The organism is Pseudomonas arcuscaelestis, from assembly GCF_016881005.1.
GTDB lineage: Bacteria > Pseudomonadota > Gammaproteobacteria > Pseudomonadales > Pseudomonadaceae > Aquipseudomonas > Aquipseudomonas arcuscaelestis.
This window is the reverse complement of sequence record NZ_JACOPV010000009.1, coordinates 133,187-152,224: the sequence shown is the minus strand read 5'-3', so window position 1 is coordinate 152,224 and position 19,038 is coordinate 133,187. Positions and strand designations below refer to the sequence as shown.

Sequence of the window (19,038 nt, the reverse complement as noted above, 5' to 3'; positions counted from 1 at the left end):
CATGGAGACCAAGTGATGACCCGCGACCAGCTAAGACAATTGTTCGACCCGATACAGCACGCGGAATTGGAGTGCGACGGTTTTTCACGAGTTGTTGCATCTATGTTGATTGAGATTGGCCAGACGCCATCTCTGATGGCCGGCAGCTTGACCATACGGGACAAGGTAGTGCGGCCGCATTTATGGGTAACCATTGGCGGTTGGACCATCGATTACCAGATCCGCAGGTGGCTGGGTAATGAACCGTGGCTACCGCACGGGGTGTTCCGAGCATCCGATACCGAGGCTGTTTATGACGGCGCTGAAATCATTAAGCACGTCATACCCGCTGGTTTGCGCGCAATTATGCTCATGTCGACGAAGGACCTCATCTCGGTGGTCCAGGCTTAGGGTGCTTCCTCAATAGCCCCCTGGCGACTCGCCGCCCGGCCGAGCCTTGCTCATCAGCTAGCTGGCAGTACAGGCAAGCCAGCAAGGTTTCTTGGCTGCTTCCAGCCATTGTCGCAATGACCCCACGCACTTCTCTGGCTCGTCAGGTTTCGCCCAGCCTTGATCGAGTTCTTCATCACTACTGAGCACGACGGCGTAAGCTATCTGGTCTTCCTCACCCTCTAGCTGATGCATCACCAACAGCGCTTCCTCTGGGGAGGTTGCCGCGACCCAGTCGGAATCACCGACCTGGTAACACCGCAAGACCAGTTTCTCGGTTACCTTGACGATCTCCCGGGCTTTGCCAAGACGTTCAAACGCACCTAGCTCTTCCTTCCGCCACTTGTTTTCACCAACCACAGTTGGCCTGTCCCAGCGCTGGGTTCTGACCCCATCCTCAACGATGCACACCATGTAGCTTGCATGGGTTCTGAGCTGCTTGGCGATCTTATTGGCATTCGTTAAATCTGTGGCTGGAACAGTCTTGTTCTCGCCCTCATTTGTCCGAACGGTCACTTCAATTTTTGTCGAATGCGGCGTCATAGCCTGTCTCTTTGACTGCGTTTCCATTTAATCCGCTCCTAACGGGCAGCACTGCTGAACCTGCTGTGCTTGTCCAAGTCAGCGCCTATCCTCGAACAGTCCTGGAAGAAGTCCGCCGAGGACGCTCGCCGTGCGGCCGGCATCAACCCCTCTGTTAGGGAACCAGTAACAACGCAGTCGCGCCCGGGTGACCGCTACGTGTGCGAGGCGCAGAGCCTCCCCATGGGAGACCGTGTCCCCGGGCATCGCATCACCACCAATGCTAAAACCGGCAAGCTTGTAGAGTTGGTTGCGATACCAGGAGGACACCCCAGCTGATGGGTCCCCCACCATAACTACGACATCTGCCTCTAGAGCTTTGGCTTTATGAAACTCTCTAACGCGGATGCCCTTTCCCCCTTGTGCCCTGTCGTTACGGATTCGGTCCCCAACCGCGGCTCCCACCCATGCTTTGTCAATCTCACTGTCGATCAGGATTAGCACCTTGTGCCCCTTTGCTGCTGCGGCATCACATACCGATTGCAACTCATGGGGCTCATCGCCAATCATCTGGACTCGCTGGCTGTCTTGGGCCAATCTTGCGACTGCTTTAGGCGCTCGGACAGATCCCGTCCCGAGGCTCTGAACCAGGTTGTATCCTGCCTCGATGATTGGTTGAGCTGACCGGAAGGATTCACTCAGGACTGATCTAGTTGGGGGCACGGGACAAGGGAAGAGGTCGTCAAAGTCGGTTATCAGCCGCGGCGATGCACCATAGCTGCCAAACACCCATTGGCTGGCATCACCCGCGATCGTGAGCGATGAGCACAATCCACGGTTAACAGGTCGCTGCATTTCCCGGCGTCGGATCTCGCTGATGACGGCTCTGACCCACGAAGCGACCGGCACCGTCTGATCCTCGGCTCCATCTATGAGGAGGTGTCTGCATTGTCCAATCACCTCATTCGGGATATGACGTATCCCCGTTGAGTGACTACCGCCGAACATGGCAAATAGCCGACCATACGGAATAACGGGTGATGAGAGCCCAAGCAGGTGGCGCTCCAGGGCCTGCCAATACACGCCCAGAAGTTCTACATAGAGGGCATCGGAGTCCCCGGGTAAGAAGTTGGTTTTGCTCGCCACACTCGCGACCTCGAGCCCCAACGAATCCAACAATGCTGCAGTTGTGTTGAAAGAGTCGAGCAGCGGTACCGGTGAGGTATCGCCCTTCAGGGCATACGAAAACACTGGTGCTGCTTTGGCCAGATTGCGTAAGGCCTCAGCCAGGTGAATAGCGTCCTGGTAGGAGTCAAGGTGTATCAGCGTCTCCGGGAAATAGGCCTGGAGTAGCGTACGCTTAACAGCAACCTCCTTGTAGAGCTCCATCTGTGCCATGGGGCCTCGCTTCAGGCTTGGCCCCTCACTCCGGTCAAACCCCAGGACAACGTGCATCCGTAGCTGAGGAATGTAACCGTGGGTGTTGTAACTGCGGCCGCGAAGCATGAATGACTTCCGCTGAGCTGTAATCCCATCAAGAGGCCAGGCCTTTGCTGAGCACCATAAGCGCTCAACTGCATCGCTTAACTCTTCATCAAACTCGCTGAGCTTCCAACCCATTGGTGCTCGCTTAACCACTTCCTCGTCATCAACCTCAAGATGCGGGAGTTTCAACGACGCCGACCAAAGCGCGATGTAAAGTTCCGAGAAACGCTTGTTGCCCCTGTAAAGGTGGTTCAAGCACCTGGCCATCTCATCACGCTGCTGTGTGCCAAGCGCAGCTTCGAATGGCCGGCCATCCGATAGGGACACGTTATCCGCCGGAGAGCAGCCGAAGACTTCGAAAGGAATGACTGATGCAAGTTCTGGCAGTGCTTGAACCTGTGAGAGCAGACAGGACCGCGGTGTTTTCACAATCCTCAGGCAAGCATCGTTCGTGAGGACGACTCCAAATAGGCCAAACAACTCCTGCAGCTCTGCGGCTAGATCCATCCTAGCCTCACGACTGAAAGTTAAGATCTGGATTTGGTCGAGCGGGATACCCAGGTACCGGTGAAGCATCAAAGCCCTGAACAATAGGGTTCTGGTTTTCCCTGTCCCGGCTCCACCCGTCATGAGGGTTGCCGGCGACATAGATAAAATGACTTTCCATTGCTCGCCAGTAGGCTGGGCGTTTCTGCCCAGGACTTTCTCACAGTCGGCTCGCATAGAAGCGCGAGCTTCGCCGGTGACCGGAATTCGCTCGTGGCCGAACAGCGACTCCTCTTTCCCTGGGCGATGGTGTACGGCATCAGGGTGCCCAAGGATCAACTTCACCTGCTGCAACTGCGGCTCAACCTTCGCTGTGCCCGTTAACGCCTCCTTGAGCCCACTGCGCCTGCCCGCCTCCCATGATCCATCGTGACGCGCCTGAAGGAAGTCCAATCCTGCGCCCAGCGCCTGGGCGGCCAGGCGCAGGTGAAATGGCAGTTCGTCCAACTCGAAGGGGGCCTCAGGCGGTTGATTCACTTCATGCAGTCCTGTCGGAACAATAAGGTCGCCCAATATTGTCCCTCAACCCTTCATAGCGCCACTCAAAACAGGTGTACGGAATTTGGAGACCCTGTTTTGGCTAACGCTAATCGGACAACTATAGGTATCGTCGTTGTACTCCCTAACCGCGCCTCCGCGGCCCGGACGAAGACCAATTGCAGACGGAGCGATTAATGACACACCCCGGCCACAGCGGGTCCCTCCAAAGAGCCCGCGTTGAGGCGCACTTTGAAGAGTCAGGGAACTTGCGAAAGTACGAACGTGGTACGACCATGCTTCGGTTCGAATCAAAAGAGCCATCAGTCTTTTTGCTCCTGCAAGGTACAGCAGCACTGCACGTGGCAGATCAAAGCCGATCGAATGAACTCAATGTTACCCACCTCGTTCCAGGCGATGTTTTCGGCAGCATCGAAGCCGAACCCAGCAATCAAATTCAGATGCACGTTCTCGCTAAAACCGAATGCATCGCCTACGTCTTGACTGCCAAGAAACTGCTGGCAGTGTGCGCAGCGGACCCGCTGGGTATGTTCGGCATCTGCAGCGAGCTGACCCAAACAAGCCTGAGGGCCTTACGCAAGGTCGGCCAGTTCGCATTCTTCGACGTTCGAGGGCGAGTCTCCAGTGCGCTAGTTGAACTCTGTGGCCTGCCTGAGGCAAAAGCTCATCCAGAAGGCTATATGCTCAACACCACGCGGGTTGAAATCGCAACGATGGTTGGCTGCACTCGCGAAATGGTGGGAAAGGTCATGAGGGATCTTTCAGAAGCAGGTCTGATCAGCATTCATGGGCGTCAAACCTTGGTCCATGCCAGTGTTACCCGGTAACCGCCAAATTAGCGTTTTGTGGTAAGCGCCCGGACTTATCACTTGTTCAACTGCCTAGGGAGTGAATGCCGGCGCACACTCCTCCCAATGCTCAGCACACTTCTATCGACAAAGCCCCGCGGTGACGGCGGGGCACGTGGTGTCGTGGAGAGGTTTTCCGTTGTCTGTCGATGCGCTTATCTGAGGGACTTGAGGCACACACTCGCGATGTTATCGCGATGAACCTTCACTTCGCACCCTAAAGGCTTGCCGGTGTGTCCATCAATTGAGAGCGCCTTACCGTCGAAATTTCCATACACGACAACGGAGGCCGCGTGAAACTCGTTGATAGCCTTTACCTGGTATTCCTGCCCGTCCTTAAGGGTGACTACGTAATCCTTCCACATGGCCTGGTTGTAGACTAAACCACACCCCCAGCAGCAAACATTGCCAGGTTGTCCATCAGGGCCGTTCCTCGGTCCATGCAAGCCTACCCGGCAGAAGAATTCGCGCCGAAGCAATGCGTAGGCTCGTATGCCGAACATCCGCTGAAATAGATTCATATCACCCTACCTTGATCGCCCCGACGAACCGGGACTGGGTTGAACCCAACAGACCAGTCCACTAGGCCATAACCCTTTAGCAGCTGTTCAAGGGCCAGAAGTCAGCGACAGTTGCCGGCTTTCCGGTAGCTGTTAGCGAGAGCCTCGGATTCAGTTTTGAATACCACCAGGTTCTTTGGCGACACTTTGTCGTACGACGGGCAGCCACTGGAAAGGTGATAGATGAGGGAGTTCTTGTTCCCGTGCACGGGGCCCGACTGATTGGCTGATGCTGTAGACACAGTTGCCGCCCGAGCTTTGGAAGAGAACGGGCTATCATTTTGAGCAGGCGCGGTGCCAGCTCGGCTCATCTGTTGGCCAGGGCCTTGAGGGTAAGCCATTTGCACCGATGAGCTAAGTTTGGCGCGACCGAGTTGAAAAAAAATCGGGCTGTGGTCCGAAACGTGAGAGCGCGCTTTCAAATGATCGATGCCAAGCATCGCTGGGAAGTTTACGATCCCAACCCCGGTCATCATGGAGCGCGCAGAGGCATTCGCCCACACCCCATCATAGAGGTTCGCGAATTTTCCAGTCTTGTTAGACAGTGTGCTCGCGCCGGCAGTAACCATCGGGATTGCCTGGCTACGCAAACTCGTGAACGCCGCATCCCCCGGGTGCATGTTGAAATCACCCATCAACATAATCGGTTCGTTGGGGTACACCTGCTCCAACCAGGCCCAGTAGTTACCCAACTCCTGCAATTCCGGTGTTCTGTCCGCTGCTGATTTTCCATACACGATATGAACGGTGGCCAGAGTGAAGGTCTTACCGTCACGGAGGGACTTAAAGCGCGCACTGAAAGGCTCGCGCATGAAGATGTTCTTCCGATCCAGATAGCTGACGGCGCCATCCTCATACTGGACCACTGAGTCGCGGGACAAGAAGCAGTACTGCTCCTTGTAGCTCTTAGACCCAACTGGGCTTGAGCACAGCGTGCTCCAGCCTTCACGCGTCCGCTGCTCTAATGCTGACTTCAGCGTCTGTATGCCCTCGTCATTCATGACTTCCTGGACCGCAAGCACATCGACGTGCGCCGCAACTGCCGCCAGCGCCTGATAACTCTTCTGCTCTCCATTACCGAGTCTCATGGTGTTCCAGGTGCCCACGCGAGCTTCGGCGGCGGCTGCCAAACCAGATGCTGCAGTAGTCAGCACCAGGACTGCAGACAGCAATAGCATTTTTTTCAACTTTTCAACTCCGGCCTGTATCAAACAGGTGCTGTGGGTAGGGGTTTCAACAGAGAAGTTAACGGGCAGCCCGGGCGTGAGCAGTGCCTGGGGCGAACTGCCTACTGAACACTGGGGTTCAAAATCGCCCCTTGGGTTGCCCCGTGATGGGTCCGCGCATCTAAGTCCTTGTCATACGCAGATATTCGCTCTATCAGGGTCTGTGTCGCTTGTTCAGCAATCAGCTTGGCCCGGGAGCACGGCACATCGGTTCGCTTTCCACTGATCTTTGCGAGCAACGTTGTGGCGGCTCGGTGGGCGTTCTGTCCATGCAGCGCCTCGTGAGCATTGAGTGAATTGAAGAATCGACGCCATTCACGCTCTAGGGCAGCAGAACGAGGCTTCTGCGCCAAGACAGGTAGATGGATTCGGAGTGTGAGGTAAACCTCAGCGTTATCAAGCAGACAGCCTTGATGGGTGGGTATCAGGTCGTATGTGGCAGCCAGGTTCCATTTTGTTAAGCCGGCGTAATACGAATTGCCGTTGCGGCTTGGTGCATTGTCCGCAATTGATCGCTTGATCTCCTCGACTGTCTCCCCATATACGGGATATGTCACAACCCTGGAATCTACGATAGGTGCTGAAGCCCCTTGGGCTAAGCATGACGCCCCCGCCAGCAGGGCAATGATGGTAAGCCTCGTCACCACCCTTCCCTGCGTCACGCGCCGTACCACTCTAGGCAGCATTGGCTGCAAGGCGCCGATCGAGCTTCTTCTGATATGCCGCAATTTCCTTCGCTTCCCTCTTGACCAGAGAGCGCTTCCCAATGCCCTGCTCGAGCATGTACTGCACAACCTGGGCAGCTAGGGCGGCGGCTTCCGCGTGGCCATAAGTCCAAGCGTGCCGAAGATGCTCCAGTGCCGCTTGGAGCTCTCCCTCCTTAGCTGATACCTCACCCAACTCGTAGTTTGCCTCCACGTCCTTCAACGCGGCCGCATCGGCTAACAGATTCAGCCCCTCGTCGCTTCTGTCACTGCTGCAAAGAAGCTTCCCGAGATCTGCCATAGCTACCGGATAGCCAAATGCTGCAGCTGCTCGGAGGTGATGTTCGGCTGCAGTGAAGTCTTCATCATCAAGAGCCTTGTAGGCCAGGCTATAGGCACTCAACGGGTGCCGATCACCAACCTTTCGGTGCCACTGCTCTGCTTTGACGCTGCTTCCTTCGGCCTTAGAGGTCTCGTAGCACCGAGCAAGTGCTACCCCGGCGGCAACAACGCCGGCCTCATAGCCTTCTTCGAGCGATTCCACTGCCTCTTTACGGCGAGCGTCCTCCTTCGGCAATTCTGTTTGAAAGGCCAGCTTAATCCCGCAGGCCCATAACAAAAGATCACGCTTCGAGGTCGGAATGACGGTCAAGGAATCCTGCCAGAGGTGGCCAATGAGGCGCAGCTCCTTTGAATCCTCGTCCTGCTGGAAAACATGCCCAACCTGTGGATCGATCGCCATGTTACCCAGCAAACCGAGGGGAATGATTCGGTTGAACGCCACGCCATTGATTCGCTGGCCAAGCGTCCAGGAGCTGTGAAGAGCCCCTTCCGCACAGACCAGTCTCATGGCAGTACGTACAAGGGCGATTTCCTCAGCGTTAGTAGTGGGCGTAGTGAATTCGAGCTTGCTCAGAATTGCCGCCCAGCCGCCTTCAACACCCAAGTCTGATGTTGAAATCGCGAATTTATTGACCGATTTGGCACCACGCTCAATAGCACCACCTAGTGGTACCAACTGCCAGGCCTTCCCATGGATCAGAAAGTTCTGCGCATGAAGGTCGACTTCGTTGAACGACACAGCAAAGGTCGGCACCCCGCGCTCACTCGCCATAGCGATGGCAGTGGTCGCGTTAAGCGCTTCCGCAGCGTCCGAAGACTCACCTGCTGGGTGAACCCAGATAGCTAGGTCAACCTGAGGCCCACCACCCGAAATGGCATCGTCATGGGTAAGCAGCCCGCAGGGCTTAAGCCCCAAAGCAGTTGCCAGCTTCGAGAATTCGGAGTCAGCTTCCTCGTCTACAGTAAGCAGAATCTCCACTGCACCGGGCGCACCCAGCATGTCACCCGCCAAACTTGCCCACTTCGACTTGTCGAATCTGATCAGAGGGTCTGAACCAATCAGGAGGACACGGACGGGCTCTTGCCGCAGCGAGATACCTGAGTGCCGGACAACAGACGCCACGAGTGCTGCGGGGGCGACTACAGACGCCGCGCTGTCCAGCTGAAGCTTGACGCCGATGTCCACTGGATTTGCCTTCAGGACCGCTTTCACGTGACTCAGCCAGGCTTTGGTTAATACACCCAGGTTATTCGCAGTTTCGAAGGTAGTGGCCAGTGACAAGATTTGGATACCTCATTTTGGTTATGCACCAGAGTGTACCCGCGCAATAATGAATGCCAAACCCATAAGGCATTGCCGGAATTCGCCCGCCCGTTAAAGTGATGGGCAAGCTCACAACGTGAAAATATCAATGGAACTCCACCTCAGCGCAATCAGCGAAGCGATAGCTCTAGTCAATCGGCTGAAAACCGAACTAGAGGTTCTTTATTCCGTGCTTCAGGCGTCGGTCGATCACGTGGAGGTTCACGCGATCTATGGCATGGAGTTCCGACATGATAATGCCGTGCATGACGCGGACCCTATCGTGGTACGACAACTAGAGGGCGCAGAAGCTGTCGAGGCTGCGTTTGAAGCGCTGACGTGCATCACCCTGAAGATAGGGCAAAGTCCCAAAGAGACATTGCGCGTACCTGGTGCCATTGCGCTACCCAGGCTCGCGATCGACAAGATCGTCCAAACCAACGCGCTGCGTAACGAATTGGCAACGCTGATCGGCACTATCAAAAAGACAAACGATCGCCGCCTGGTTTGGAAAAAATTCCAGGACATCTCCCCTAAACAGGCAATGCGTAGCACGCATGTCCTGGACGACCCTCAGAACATCAATTTCTACTGGGATGACACAGGATCCTCTGGTACCAGGCATTCCGCCGGAGAGCTGATCGAAGATTGGGAAGAGCTGCTCAACCAGAACCATGACCGCCGGCCAACCATGGACGGAGCGCCAGAAGGGTCAATTGAGCGAACCCTTCTTGTTGCGATTGATCTGCTTAGCAAGCTCGACCCGAATGAGCAAGTTGCCATTCGCCGCCCTGTCAAACCCCACATCCGGGCTCGGGTCAGAGACGGTGACGACAAGGTCAAACCGATCATTTGCCCTGTTCCCTTCGTATATGAGATCGGTTGCCCAAGGCCAAAAATCAAACCACTACTCACTTACGAACCGTGCAACTCTAGTAAGAAAGCAACCGGGCGCGCGCTTCTTGAACTCGAACCTCATATTGAAAGCATGAATCTCTACCGATACGAGGAGAAATACCGTGAATACGGCCCTCTGAGGAATAAAAAAGCTGGCCCCCAGTCGACTCATGCTGACACTGAAGAATAAGGCAACCATCAAAATGCAGACTATCGAATCAACCTGCGCGCTGCGCCTGGCAAGCCTCACCCGTGACCTACTCTCCAACGACGAACGCAGCCGGGCAAATGCGTATCGCGACATGCTGGAGCTTGCCGAGAACGGTGACGGCAAGGCTATGTTTCAGGTTGCCCGCTGCCTGAACCAAGGAATTGGCGTTGAACCGGACTCCACGCGCGCAGACCACTGGCTGCGCCTGGCATGTGTCGCAAAACCGGCCTCGAGTGATGCGCTCTTCACGTATGGCATGTCGCATGTACTGAAGCAGCGCGCCGGTGCTGACACTGCCAAAGGCATCAAATTCATCGAACGGGCCGCGTCAGCAGGCTATGTCAAGGCCACTATTGAGCTGGTGAAAATCGTCGAGCATGGCCTGACCGACATCAAACCTGACCTACGCCGCGCTTACCGGCTGCTGGCCAACTCCCTCAACGAACAGTCTGATCAGGAGCTGTACACCGCATACCTGGGCTTCGTTGAGCGTCACCAACCAATCACAAACCTTCTGGATTCCTGAGTATGTACAAAGAACAGTGGGAACGGCTCGTCGAGCAAAGGGCTCTAGGCCTGAGCGACTCTCAGGCGAACGCTATCGTAGCCCGCGCATACGGCCACAGCCGTCTGGACATGAGTACCGGGAATCTGGTCGACCCCATCAACGGCCTTCAGAAAATCAAGTCGCCTAAAGAGATCAAGGCAATTCCAGACCGTACTCTCCAGATGATGGAGTTCATTCGGATGGCTACCAACATGGATCCTCTTAAGACCACGCTTGAGGATGTCCGGCAGGGTCATCCACAGGGCACGCTGATTGCCACAATGTGGGGCTTCTCAAGTTTTGATGCACTCAAGACCTATGCTGCCCAAGACAGGATTGATCCGGCTTCACAGGATCCAGAGCAAATGGCCAGGTTCAAAGCACGTATGGGGTTCATGCCTCCGTCGCAGTACCTGCTGGGCCGGGACTATGCCGGCCATACACTCGTCATTCACACCGATCCACAACTGATTTCCCGGTGGATCGACCAGGTGATTTGCATGAACCGCCTGGATGACCTGCTCGTCGCCGTCGTGCGCTCAACGCCGGACGGTGACAACTACCTGAACCACTACAGCCGCACCCATGATGTTTTCAGAAAGCCACTGTCTGAAGACCACAGTTCCTTCATCCTGGGTGCTCGGCGACAGAACCCAAGCCATCATTTGGCTGTGACAATACTTCCTGACCGCACCTACACCCTTGAGCAACTGGTGTCGGCTCACTACTCGGCGCTCAGCGAGGGTGCCGATCGGGGGAGTGCACTGATTATCGACCGTGTACCCTTGGCAAGAGACGAGGAGTCAATCGACGCGGGCCTTAAACTCGCGAAGAGCGCTAATATCAACGTGGTGCTGACCATTGATCACCCTGACCCGGATCTTTGGGACAAATTCGCCTCCCGCGCAATCTTTGGGTTCGACCGCAGCATGCTTGCCACGGGCAATCTGCAGATGGATCAATCACTGGCAGCGTCCTCGCCTTTCATAGGCCAGAAAGAGTCCAACCTGCAGCTGGCATATCACTCAAACGAAACCGGGGTCAGGTTCAGTGTGGTGCAGCTAGCGCCCGAAACGAAGGTTCAGGGAGCGACTATCTTCAAGCGGATCTTTGGCAAGCCGATCGCAGGCTGATTGAGTAACTGCTGCATGCGCCCAATAGCTCTGATGCGGGCGCATCGAGCGTTGTGTTGAGGGGTTGGGAGTGGGCGCAGGTCAGATGTAGCTACCCTCGGATTTGCCGGCCGAGGAAAATTTACCAACTGATTGAACTGATTAGTGGTCTGGTTGTCTGACAACTGTGCGCTGAGTGTGTCGAGCTTCTCAGTATTGTTTTGTTACTGAGATCCAACATGAAAAGGTTGACCATATAAGGTAAATTTGGTCCCTGTCATCTTCACAATTCATGATTGATCGTCCAGAATGTGCGCAATGGGGTTCACTACCCCCGCCGAGATTTCGGCAAGCTTTTGAGGAAAGCATAGGCTTTAGACCTCCTAACTCCTAAGTCACCCCCTTCTACATCCAAACGCCTATGGGTGCCGTTGCTCTTCCTCGTCCTATACAAGGCCCGTCCATGAAAATGGATGGGCCTTGTCACATCTGGCCGCTCAAACTGGCCAGGCCAGCCCCCCCTTAGCGGGCCTCGGGAAAGACTTCTGCCAGCTTGTGTAGAAACACGTGCTCCTGGGAGTTCGGTAACTGCTCAGAAAGCGAAATCCCCAAGGTGTACTTGCCGCTTCGATGGTCTGTGCCGCAGTTGACGACTTTCCCTTCGAACTCAAGCTCTTCCCCTCTGGCTCGGGTCAGCCTCATGCATATCGAATCCCCGATACCCATCTTCTTGTCGGTGAGGATCAGAGCGCCCGCAATCGACAAATCTCTTACCCTGCATTCGGCCCACCCCAGGATCCCCGCTAAGAGCCCCTTACCCTTGATCTTCTGAGAGAGAAGCGCTCCCTCAGGGATCACATACCGCGTGTGTCGCCGGCTGGATGCAGTCATGCAGTCTTTCCTAATAGCTGATTATGCGGATCTGTATTGCGGAGAAGCGTGACAGAATTCCGAGGACCCGTTTTGGCTGGAATCCAATCGGGAAGTGAATACTATCGTCAGTTCCTTACAACGGCTAACCAAAACCAGCCTATGAAATTCATTGCCGGCATACCTTCATCTGTAACCCGGGGAGCCTCCATTCTTGAATCACGGATACCCTGGCAGCTTCATGTACCGCTGTTCCTAATTGTCTACCTTTTGGCTTGCCTGACTTTGACTTACGCCACCCCCGACGGCGAAACGATCACCTTCCTGAAGCTTCTTGAGGACTTTGGCGTTTATGTGCTGTTCCTCGGTTTGTGGATCGGGGTGTTCGCACACTTCCGTCGAACCATGACATTTGGCTGGCTGGTTGCCATAGCAGCATTCTCGCTATTTCAGGAGGAGGTCAATTTTCTTAACCTGGGCTTCAAGTGGTTCTCCTCACTGGTGGGGCACACTGTTCTCCCCGCCGAGCGCCAGCGGGGTGACGTGTTCACCCTGGGGATTGTTTTCACGACTCTCATCGGCCGTTTTATCTTCCAACGTGGGTTCCGAAGTTTCATGCGGATTCACATCACCTTCTTCTTGGTTGCCTACACCACTTTTCTGTGCTGTATCCACTACCTGTTCGCCTACTACATCCAAGGTGAATTGCTTGAACAGCGGATGCTCTACCAAAAGGAGTTGACCGCTAGCTACCCTGGCCGATTCAAGTACCAGTGCGACCAGTTGCCCATCAAGTGCTTTGAGTGGGTCGGAAATGAAATCCCAGCTGAGGTTTTGGCTGCGCCATCTACTGGGAGTATCATTGAGTCCATCAAGGCTGTACGGATGAGTGTCACAGGCTGGCTTGACGTCTTTCCTCTACCTGTCGACGAAACCGATACTGTATTGAGAGGGGTAGAGGCTAGTCAGAAAGTCATCGTCACCGCATACAAGAACGACCAGCTTTATCGAGTTGTTTTCGATGAACAGTACCCAGCGCAGTCGCTAAAGGTTGCCAAGGTGGGCGTCCTCTCCTTCTCTACCACATTCATAGTGGTGTGGTTCTTTGGCGGGATGTTTCTGGTCTTCATGCACCAGGCCCGCAGCAGAAAACGTACTTCCGGAGGAATGCAGCAGTGATCCACAAATACAGACTCTGGAAGCAGAAGGTCATTGAAGCAGCCGTGAAGGCACACGAGGAATCGCTGCCGCGTGTTACTGAACTGAACTGCCCGCAGATGCTGGGACTCTATGACAAGATCCTAGGGGCCCTCACTGGGCCACGTACGATTCGACTACGCCGTGCGCCAGGCCTACTCGACACACTCCGACTTCGGAAAGCTCAACGTTCTTTCGCTCGCGCCCTTCACCATCAGACAAAATTTGCCCAGCTGAGCAAATAATCTTTCGCAAAGTCGCTGAAATGGGGCTGTCTCTTTCCACTATTAGGTGCAAGAGATACCTCAAGGGCCTTGACCTATGTTCAGCGAAGCGAAGTCCCCCCAGGCCTGGGATCTAGCCGATCCCAGAACCATGCGCTCAAATTTTTCCTCCGGCAGCTTCTACATCGTGATTGATGGGTTGGCGCATCCTGTCGTCCAACAAACCGCCAAAACGATAAGGGCTGCATTGTCCCGTAGCGAAGGTGTAAAGGTGCGTGGCCCCTTGGCCCTACCAACGGTGCGCCGCCGTCACATCATCCTCAGGGAAGCACCCTCAAACGGCTCACGCGGCCTTTACTGCTCGCAGGCGAAGCGGATCAGGAACCTCTTACTGGTGGTCTCCCCGACCGCTGAATCCATCATGGCGCTCGTCGCCCTACCACTGCCGGCGACAGTAAACATCAAGATCGAGTCGTACCAGGGCCAATACGACTTGAAGGAAGGCAACTGATGGCCAATGGTTACTCACACGCAATGAAACAACCCAGCATCGCGGTTTTCGATACACCAGAACCGGAGTGGTTTAAAACCAGCCCTCAGAAAGGAACCTGGACAAGTTGGCTGATTAACGGGAACCACTATGGAAACCTCATTGAGATGCCACCAAAGACGACGCTCGATACAGACCAGGGCGACTTCTACATCGTCCTAAAAGGGTGTGTTGTGGCATTCGCGCTGACACTCGATGGGCGGAGCAAGGCGGTTTTCGTAGACGCCCTGCGGCAGGGCGACATGATTTGGCCGCTCCAACCCAAGCAAGTTCGGTTTGGCTATGAGACGCGCAGTCTGACGTACCTACTGCAGGTACCAAGAGCCCGGTATGAAGAGTTCATGAAGTCCAACGGCTACAGCGAGACTGTGCTGATGGCTGCAGAGTTGAACCTGATGACGAAGCACTCACAATCGGCCCAGTATCTTTTCGCCAAAGACCTGGACCGGATCAAGCGTGTGATCGACAAGCTTGTTGCCCACCCAGACGCACGGCCAACGGACCGCGGAATCGAGGTGCTGGCCAGCAAGGATGAGATACGCACCCTCGCGGGCGTAGAGCGCCGATCTGCCAGCCGGGCTTTCAAAATTCTTGAAGATGAGGGGGCATTAAAATTCAATGGGTACAAAACGTTCCTCTTTCAGCACCCCACTGTGGAGTCGGCATGAAGCGCGAATCTAACGTGGCCGTGAGCAAGATTGCTGCCTACGCCGAGGATCCGGGAAAATTCGTTAGTTCAGCCGGTGGCGCCTACAACCCGAAACTGGCCCGAATGGGTACTGCCGCGCACAGTCGTATCGGCAGCGGGCCAAACAAGGCTGCCTTTGTTGTTGCCGTCCTGGTGATCGTCTCCACCCTCCTCTACTTCAAAATCATCGAGATCTGACATGCAGACGATCATCGCGATTATTGTCGTAGCCGGGATCCTGTACCTGGCGCTTAAAGCTAAGGCGCCGCGCGACATCTACAAGCAATTTTCGCTACCGGCGAATCAATGGACTATCGTCGGTACCGATCTTGGGAAGGGCCACCCACGCAAGCGACTGAGCGCATTGGGGGTCGGGGGAGAACCTGACGCCATCTTTAAAGGGAATCGCACCGGTCAAATCGTGGTGGGAGAATTTAAGAACCGTAAATACAAGGGTTACGTCCGACGCCGCGAGTATTACCAGGTGATTCTCTATATTGGCCTGGCGCGTGAGGTGTTCAGAGCGTCGAATGTGAGAGGGGTTCTGAGCTTCAAGGATCAATGCGTGCAAGTACCGTTTGATGAAGCCTTGTTTCAGGCTCTCATTGGCATCCGCGCTGAGGTTCCCATCTCTCTCAAAAACAGGAAGCCTAAAGACTCCCGACCGCTGCACAAACGCATGAAAATATCACCGGGGAACCAGAAAATCCGGTTCCCCAGGTAATGGTCAGGCGACCTCAGCCAGCCGGTCGAAAGCTGGGAAGTACAGTACCTTTTTGACCGGCAGTGTGACCCCAGCATCCTGAACCGCCACCCCGTACTCTTCCATCTTGTGGCGATAGCGCTCCACCTCCCGCGCAACGAAAGCATCCTCGGACATGCCTTCTGGACAATCAGGCGTTTTGTAGTCGCTGATCCAGTAGACCCCATCCTCTTCGAACGGCCGATCCAGGAAGCGGTGCACCCAACGGCCATTTCGGTATGCGCTAACCTGAACCTCATGGCCGCTGCCTGGCCGCTTCTTCAGAATCCACTGACCATGGACGCTGTTAACAGTGTTCACCAGCAGTCGGATGATGCGTGCTACAGCTGCAGGGACCTCTGCTGCTGGATACCCTTCTCGACGCAACACCGATGCGATGGCCTGGGCCTTAGTGCGTACCCGCTCCTCACTCCATTGCTCTACGCCCTGCTTGCCGATTTGTTCCACAAACCAGTGGTAAACGATGCCGATGGTTTTTGCCCTGTAGTCGTTCCCCTCTTCCTCGCGCAGCTCGTCATCAAGCTCGTTCTCGGTAGGAATCTGGTCATTACTGGCCGCAGGGATGAAGACCGATTTCGGCAGTGCGACTGTGAAGTCTGGGGCCAGACGCGCCTTAGATGGGACGCCTGATACCTTATCAGCAACGATAGGGAATGCTGGTTCGACGGCTTGCACCTCGGCACCGATTGCTGGCCATAAACACTCTGCCAAGGATCCGGAAGTGGGCTTGATCCCTTTGTCCTTCTGCTCCTCACCCTCCGCTGCTGGGAACCGGTCAACGCACACGAACAAATGGCAATCCTCCCGTGCTCGTGTCGTTCCTACGTATGCGGCGCGGCATACCTCATCCGCCATGTCCTTCCGTACCATCCGCCCCACGAACTTGAACAGACGGCTCTCGGGGGTTGTAGGATCCAGGTCGCCGAGGTTAGGAACTACCGAGAAAACACCATCCATCTGCCGGAAGTAAAATAGGGGTGCATCATCTTTTGCGCCGCCCTTGTTTAGGCCAGGGATCAGCACGATATCGAACTCAAGACCCTTCGAGCCGTGAAGAGTCATCACAGTGACGGCCCCGGCTTTAGGGCTGGCGTATGCCTTGTCGATGGCGCGGAAGAACGCTTGCGGATCTACAAGATCTCCTGACTCTGTATGTGCAGTCAGCAGCTTGAAAATGGTTTCTACGTCATCCATTTGGCCCCGATCGACAGTAGCCGGGCCTCCTAAGGCAATCCAGGCGGATTTAACAGCCCAGGCCAACTCAGAGCCGCGGCTGGAGCGTTTTACGCCATCAAGCACAGCGACAAGACGCTGAATTCGAGAGCGACCCTCAAAAGACGCCTGATCCTGTACAGCCTCCTCGCGGAGTGCATGCCCGATGACCTTGTGTCCTTGGGAGACTTTGAGGCAATCATCCCAGCTCAGCCCCACGAAGGATGCTCGCAATAGCGTACTCCACGCCGCGCGGTCCGCAGAGTGCCAAAGCGCTCGGATCAGAGCGATCACCTCGGATACAGGTGCCGCCTCACCGATTGGATCGATGTCCTTGCCACGGACTTCAATACCGGCCTCTTTCAGCATCGGCAGGATTCGCTTTAGGTGGGATCGACCTCGAACCAGAATCGCAATCGACTTGGTCGGATCTTTGGCCAACGCTGAAGTAATCACCTCAGTTACAGCCTCAGCCTCACCCAGTGCGCCGGTGGCAATTGGATGAACCTCGACGCCTCCATCACCCTTTCGGAAAGGCACAGAGGGAACGAACTCATAGGCTGAGTCCTTGAAGACCTGAGCGTAGGTTTCGTTGTTCCAGTTAACAACGCCCGGCAGGGATCGGAAGTTGACCGTCAGACGCAAAACCTGCATTTCCTTAGGTCCAAAGGCCTTTGCCGCAACAACTGAGGTAAAGAGCTTCAGGTCCGCGCCCCGGAAGAGATAGATACTCTGGAATCCATCACCAACAAACGCAACGGAGCGGTTATCACCGATCTCCCAGTTCTCAACGAGCAGCTTCAGCAGATCGTACTGGGCCTGGTTGGTATCCTGAAATTCATCGACCATGATGTGCAGAATACGGTCTTCTTCGAGCAGTGCATCACCGACCGATTCACCAGCGCCAAGCGCTTGGATTGCCCGCTGGGCAATCTCAGGGAAGTCCAGGGAGTTGGTCCCTTCCATTGCCAGCGTGAGGTTTGCAAGCAGGTATCGCAGGATGACGGTGAAGTGCTCAACCATCTTGGCGGCGCGCGCTGGGTACTCAAGGTCTGGCAGGTTTGCGAGGACACCCAGTGCCTGGGCGAAAGCATCGGTGCATCCACCTGATTTAATATCAGCCAGGATTTCGTTCATTTCAACGGTGCAAACATGCTTCGCCGGGAATCCGTTTGAAACATTGACCTTCGCACGAACCGTGCCGGTGCCGGTCAGCATGTACGATGCGAAGTTACCGAAATAGGGCATTGTCTCGGCGCTGGCCACAAACTGGGGTTTGTTAGCAGCCCATTCAAAGCCTTCCAGCGCGCCAGAAGCCATTTGGAGGCAGTTCATGGCTCGCTCAAGGTCAGACCCGGGGATGAGCTGGATCGCCTGTTCTGCGGACTGCAGTACAGCTGTGCTGACGGCCTCCTGCATAGCTACAGGATCAAGGGACATGATGCGCCCAGCCCACTGATCCCGCTTGGTCAAAAGGCTTTCGAACAGTGGGACCAGGGTTTCAAAGCGGTTTTTGGCGAACGTCAACACAGCTTCCAAGGCTTCTGCAAGCGCCTCAGGGATGTCGTTGTCGTTCACCGACTTCAGGGTTTCAATGATTGCCAGGCGGTAGATCAGAGACGCGTCGTCCGTGGTTTTGCCACCACCCAAGCCCGACATGATCGGCGTTTTGCTCGCCAATGACGCGCAGAAGCTGTCGAAGGTCATGATCCGAAGACGACTTGGGTTCAGGAGCAGGTTCCACCCCATTTCCTTGTCACGCTCAAGAACCAGCCTAGCGAGACGATACTGCGGAAGTTCATGCTCCAGAGTAGGTTCAACACCGGTGGCGGCCTGCTGGAGAGCACCCAGCACGCGCTCCACAATTTCGGCAGCAGCCATGTTCGTGAAGGTGATAGCCAGAACCTCTTCAGGGCGCTCTACGACCGTAAGGCAAGACAGCAGACGCATCTGCAGGGTAGAGGTCTTGCCGGAGCCGGCTGGGGCCAACAGCAGGAGAGAGCGTCGCGGATCGATTGCCAGCGCGCGAGCTTCGGCGTCGTCAATATCCAGCCCACGGATCCCAGCAAAGATTGGGTCCAGGTGTGGAAGAGCGGTGAAGGGTTCGTAAGCGGTCATGGGCCGAGCTCCTAATCAGTTGGACCCAGAGTAACGGCTGGCCCGTGTGCCACCAGCGGCAACCTCGATCAAACTTGGTACCTGAGAATCGCAGGCCAAAAACTGCATCTCAGGCGCATAAAGTTTTCGCATGCGGAATGTTTTGGTGCGCGGCCTACAGGGCACAAGTGCCTGCAGGCCGTGAGG

17 protein-coding genes are annotated in these 19,038 nt (G+C 55.4%); 10 read left to right on the top strand and 7 right to left on the bottom strand.

Annotated features, from left to right (window positions below; genetic code table 11):
• Nucleotides 1–15 precede the first annotated feature (15 nt).
• Complete coding sequence (locus H8F21_RS15685; RefSeq protein ID WP_203584920.1) at nucleotides 16–390, top strand: hypothetical protein; 375 nt, start codon at nucleotides 16–18, stop codon at nucleotides 388–390.
• Between the two features lie 57 nt (nucleotides 391–447).
• Here the strand turns inward: H8F21_RS15685 and H8F21_RS15680 are convergent, their stop codons facing one another.
• Both H8F21_RS15680 and H8F21_RS15675 read right to left on the bottom strand, forming a co-directional pair.
• Complete coding sequence (locus H8F21_RS15680) at nucleotides 448–999, bottom strand: type IV pilus biogenesis protein PilI (RefSeq protein WP_203584919.1); 552 nt, start codon at nucleotides 997–999, stop codon at nucleotides 448–450.
• Nucleotides 1,000–1,050: 51 nt separating this feature from the next.
• A complete protein-coding gene (locus tag H8F21_RS15675) occupies nucleotides 1,051–3,459 on the bottom strand; it encodes a UvrD-helicase domain-containing protein (RefSeq protein ID WP_203584918.1) in 2,409 nt (802 codons plus the stop codon).
• A 197-nt stretch (nucleotides 3,460–3,656) separates the two neighbouring features.
• On the opposite strand from H8F21_RS15675, the gene H8F21_RS15670 reads away from it, so the two are divergent.
• Nucleotides 3,657–4,307, top strand: a complete 651-nt coding sequence (locus H8F21_RS15670) for a helix-turn-helix domain-containing protein (protein WP_268963072.1) — start codon at nucleotides 3,657–3,659, stop codon at nucleotides 4,305–4,307.
• A gap of 643 nt (nucleotides 4,308–4,950) precedes the next feature.
• Here the strand turns inward: H8F21_RS15670 and H8F21_RS15665 are convergent.
• The 3 genes from H8F21_RS15665 to H8F21_RS15655 all read right to left on the bottom strand — a co-directional run bounded on the left by H8F21_RS15665 (nucleotide 4,951) and on the right by H8F21_RS15655 (nucleotide 8,442).
• The gene (locus H8F21_RS15665; RefSeq protein ID WP_236043074.1) at nucleotides 4,951–6,066 is read right to left on the bottom strand and encodes an endonuclease/exonuclease/phosphatase family protein; all 1,116 of its coding nucleotides are present in this window, start codon (nucleotides 6,064–6,066) and stop codon (nucleotides 4,951–4,953) included.
• A gap of 110 nt (nucleotides 6,067–6,176) precedes the next feature.
• Nucleotides 6,177–6,800, bottom strand: coding sequence for a DUF922 domain-containing protein (locus H8F21_RS30035; RefSeq protein WP_413243043.1), 624 nt, complete (start codon nucleotides 6,798–6,800; stop codon nucleotides 6,177–6,179).
• Nucleotides 6,790–8,442 (bottom strand): hypothetical protein, encoded by a 1,653-nt coding sequence (locus H8F21_RS15655; RefSeq protein ID WP_203584915.1) that lies wholly within the window; start codon nucleotides 8,440–8,442, stop codon nucleotides 6,790–6,792. Before H8F21_RS15655 ends, H8F21_RS30035 begins: the two co-directional genes overlap by 11 nt.
• Nucleotides 8,443–8,572: 130 nt before the next feature.
• Between H8F21_RS15655 and H8F21_RS15650 the strand changes: the two genes are divergently transcribed.
• The 3 genes from H8F21_RS15650 to H8F21_RS15640 are packed head-to-tail and all read left to right on the top strand — an operon-like array spanning nucleotide 8,573 to nucleotide 11,251.
• The gene (locus H8F21_RS15650; protein ID WP_203584914.1) at nucleotides 8,573–9,550 is read left to right on the top strand and encodes a DNA replication terminus site-binding protein; all 978 of its coding nucleotides are present in this window, start codon (nucleotides 8,573–8,575) and stop codon (nucleotides 9,548–9,550) included.
• A 13-nt stretch (nucleotides 9,551–9,563) separates the two neighbouring features.
• On the top strand, nucleotides 9,564–10,097 hold the full coding sequence (locus H8F21_RS15645; RefSeq protein ID WP_203584913.1) for a tetratricopeptide repeat protein: 534 nt from the start codon (nucleotides 9,564–9,566) through the stop codon (nucleotides 10,095–10,097).
• 2 nt (nucleotides 10,098–10,099) lie between these two features.
• Nucleotides 10,100–11,251: a hypothetical protein gene (locus H8F21_RS15640; protein WP_203584912.1), complete on the top strand. Its 1,152-nt coding sequence runs from the start codon at nucleotides 10,100–10,102 to the stop codon at nucleotides 11,249–11,251.
• Between the two features lie 501 nt (nucleotides 11,252–11,752).
• Here H8F21_RS15640 and H8F21_RS15635 read toward each other — a convergent pair.
• The gene (locus H8F21_RS15635) at nucleotides 11,753–12,121 is read right to left on the bottom strand and encodes a PilZ domain-containing protein (RefSeq protein ID WP_203584911.1); all 369 of its coding nucleotides are present in this window, start codon (nucleotides 12,119–12,121) and stop codon (nucleotides 11,753–11,755) included.
• 141 nt (nucleotides 12,122–12,262) lie between these two features.
• Between H8F21_RS15635 and H8F21_RS15630 the strand changes: the two genes are divergently transcribed.
• The 5 genes from H8F21_RS15630 to H8F21_RS15610 all read left to right on the top strand — a co-directional run bounded on the left by H8F21_RS15630 (nucleotide 12,263) and on the right by H8F21_RS15610 (nucleotide 15,483).
• Nucleotides 12,263–13,279 carry a hypothetical protein gene (locus H8F21_RS15630; RefSeq protein ID WP_236043059.1) on the top strand — a complete coding sequence of 339 codons (1,017 nt, stop codon included), beginning with the start codon at nucleotides 12,263–12,265 and terminating at the stop codon, nucleotides 13,277–13,279.
• A gap of 339 nt (nucleotides 13,280–13,618) precedes the next feature.
• On the top strand, nucleotides 13,619–14,032 hold the full coding sequence (locus H8F21_RS15625; RefSeq protein ID WP_203584910.1) for a 30S ribosomal protein S10: 414 nt from the start codon (nucleotides 13,619–13,621) through the stop codon (nucleotides 14,030–14,032).
• On the top strand, nucleotides 14,032–14,739 hold the full coding sequence (locus H8F21_RS15620) for a Crp/Fnr family transcriptional regulator (RefSeq protein WP_203584909.1): 708 nt from the start codon (nucleotides 14,032–14,034) through the stop codon (nucleotides 14,737–14,739). The genes H8F21_RS15625 and H8F21_RS15620 overlap by 1 nt, the downstream gene beginning before the upstream one ends.
• Nucleotides 14,736–14,957, top strand: a complete 222-nt coding sequence (locus tag H8F21_RS15615) for a hypothetical protein (RefSeq protein ID WP_203584908.1) — start codon at nucleotides 14,736–14,738, stop codon at nucleotides 14,955–14,957. The genes H8F21_RS15620 and H8F21_RS15615 overlap by 4 nt, the downstream gene beginning before the upstream one ends.
• Nucleotide 14,958: 1 nt before the next feature.
• Nucleotides 14,959–15,483 carry a hypothetical protein gene (locus H8F21_RS15610; protein WP_203584907.1) on the top strand — a complete coding sequence of 175 codons (525 nt, stop codon included), beginning with the start codon at nucleotides 14,959–14,961 and terminating at the stop codon, nucleotides 15,481–15,483.
• Between the two features lie 3 nt (nucleotides 15,484–15,486).
• Here H8F21_RS15610 and H8F21_RS15605 read toward each other — a convergent pair whose 3' ends face one another.
• Nucleotides 15,487–18,852, bottom strand: coding sequence for a UvrD-helicase domain-containing protein (locus H8F21_RS15605; protein ID WP_203584906.1), 3,366 nt, complete (start codon nucleotides 18,850–18,852; stop codon nucleotides 15,487–15,489).
• Between the last annotated feature and the right edge of the window lie 186 nt (nucleotides 18,853–19,038).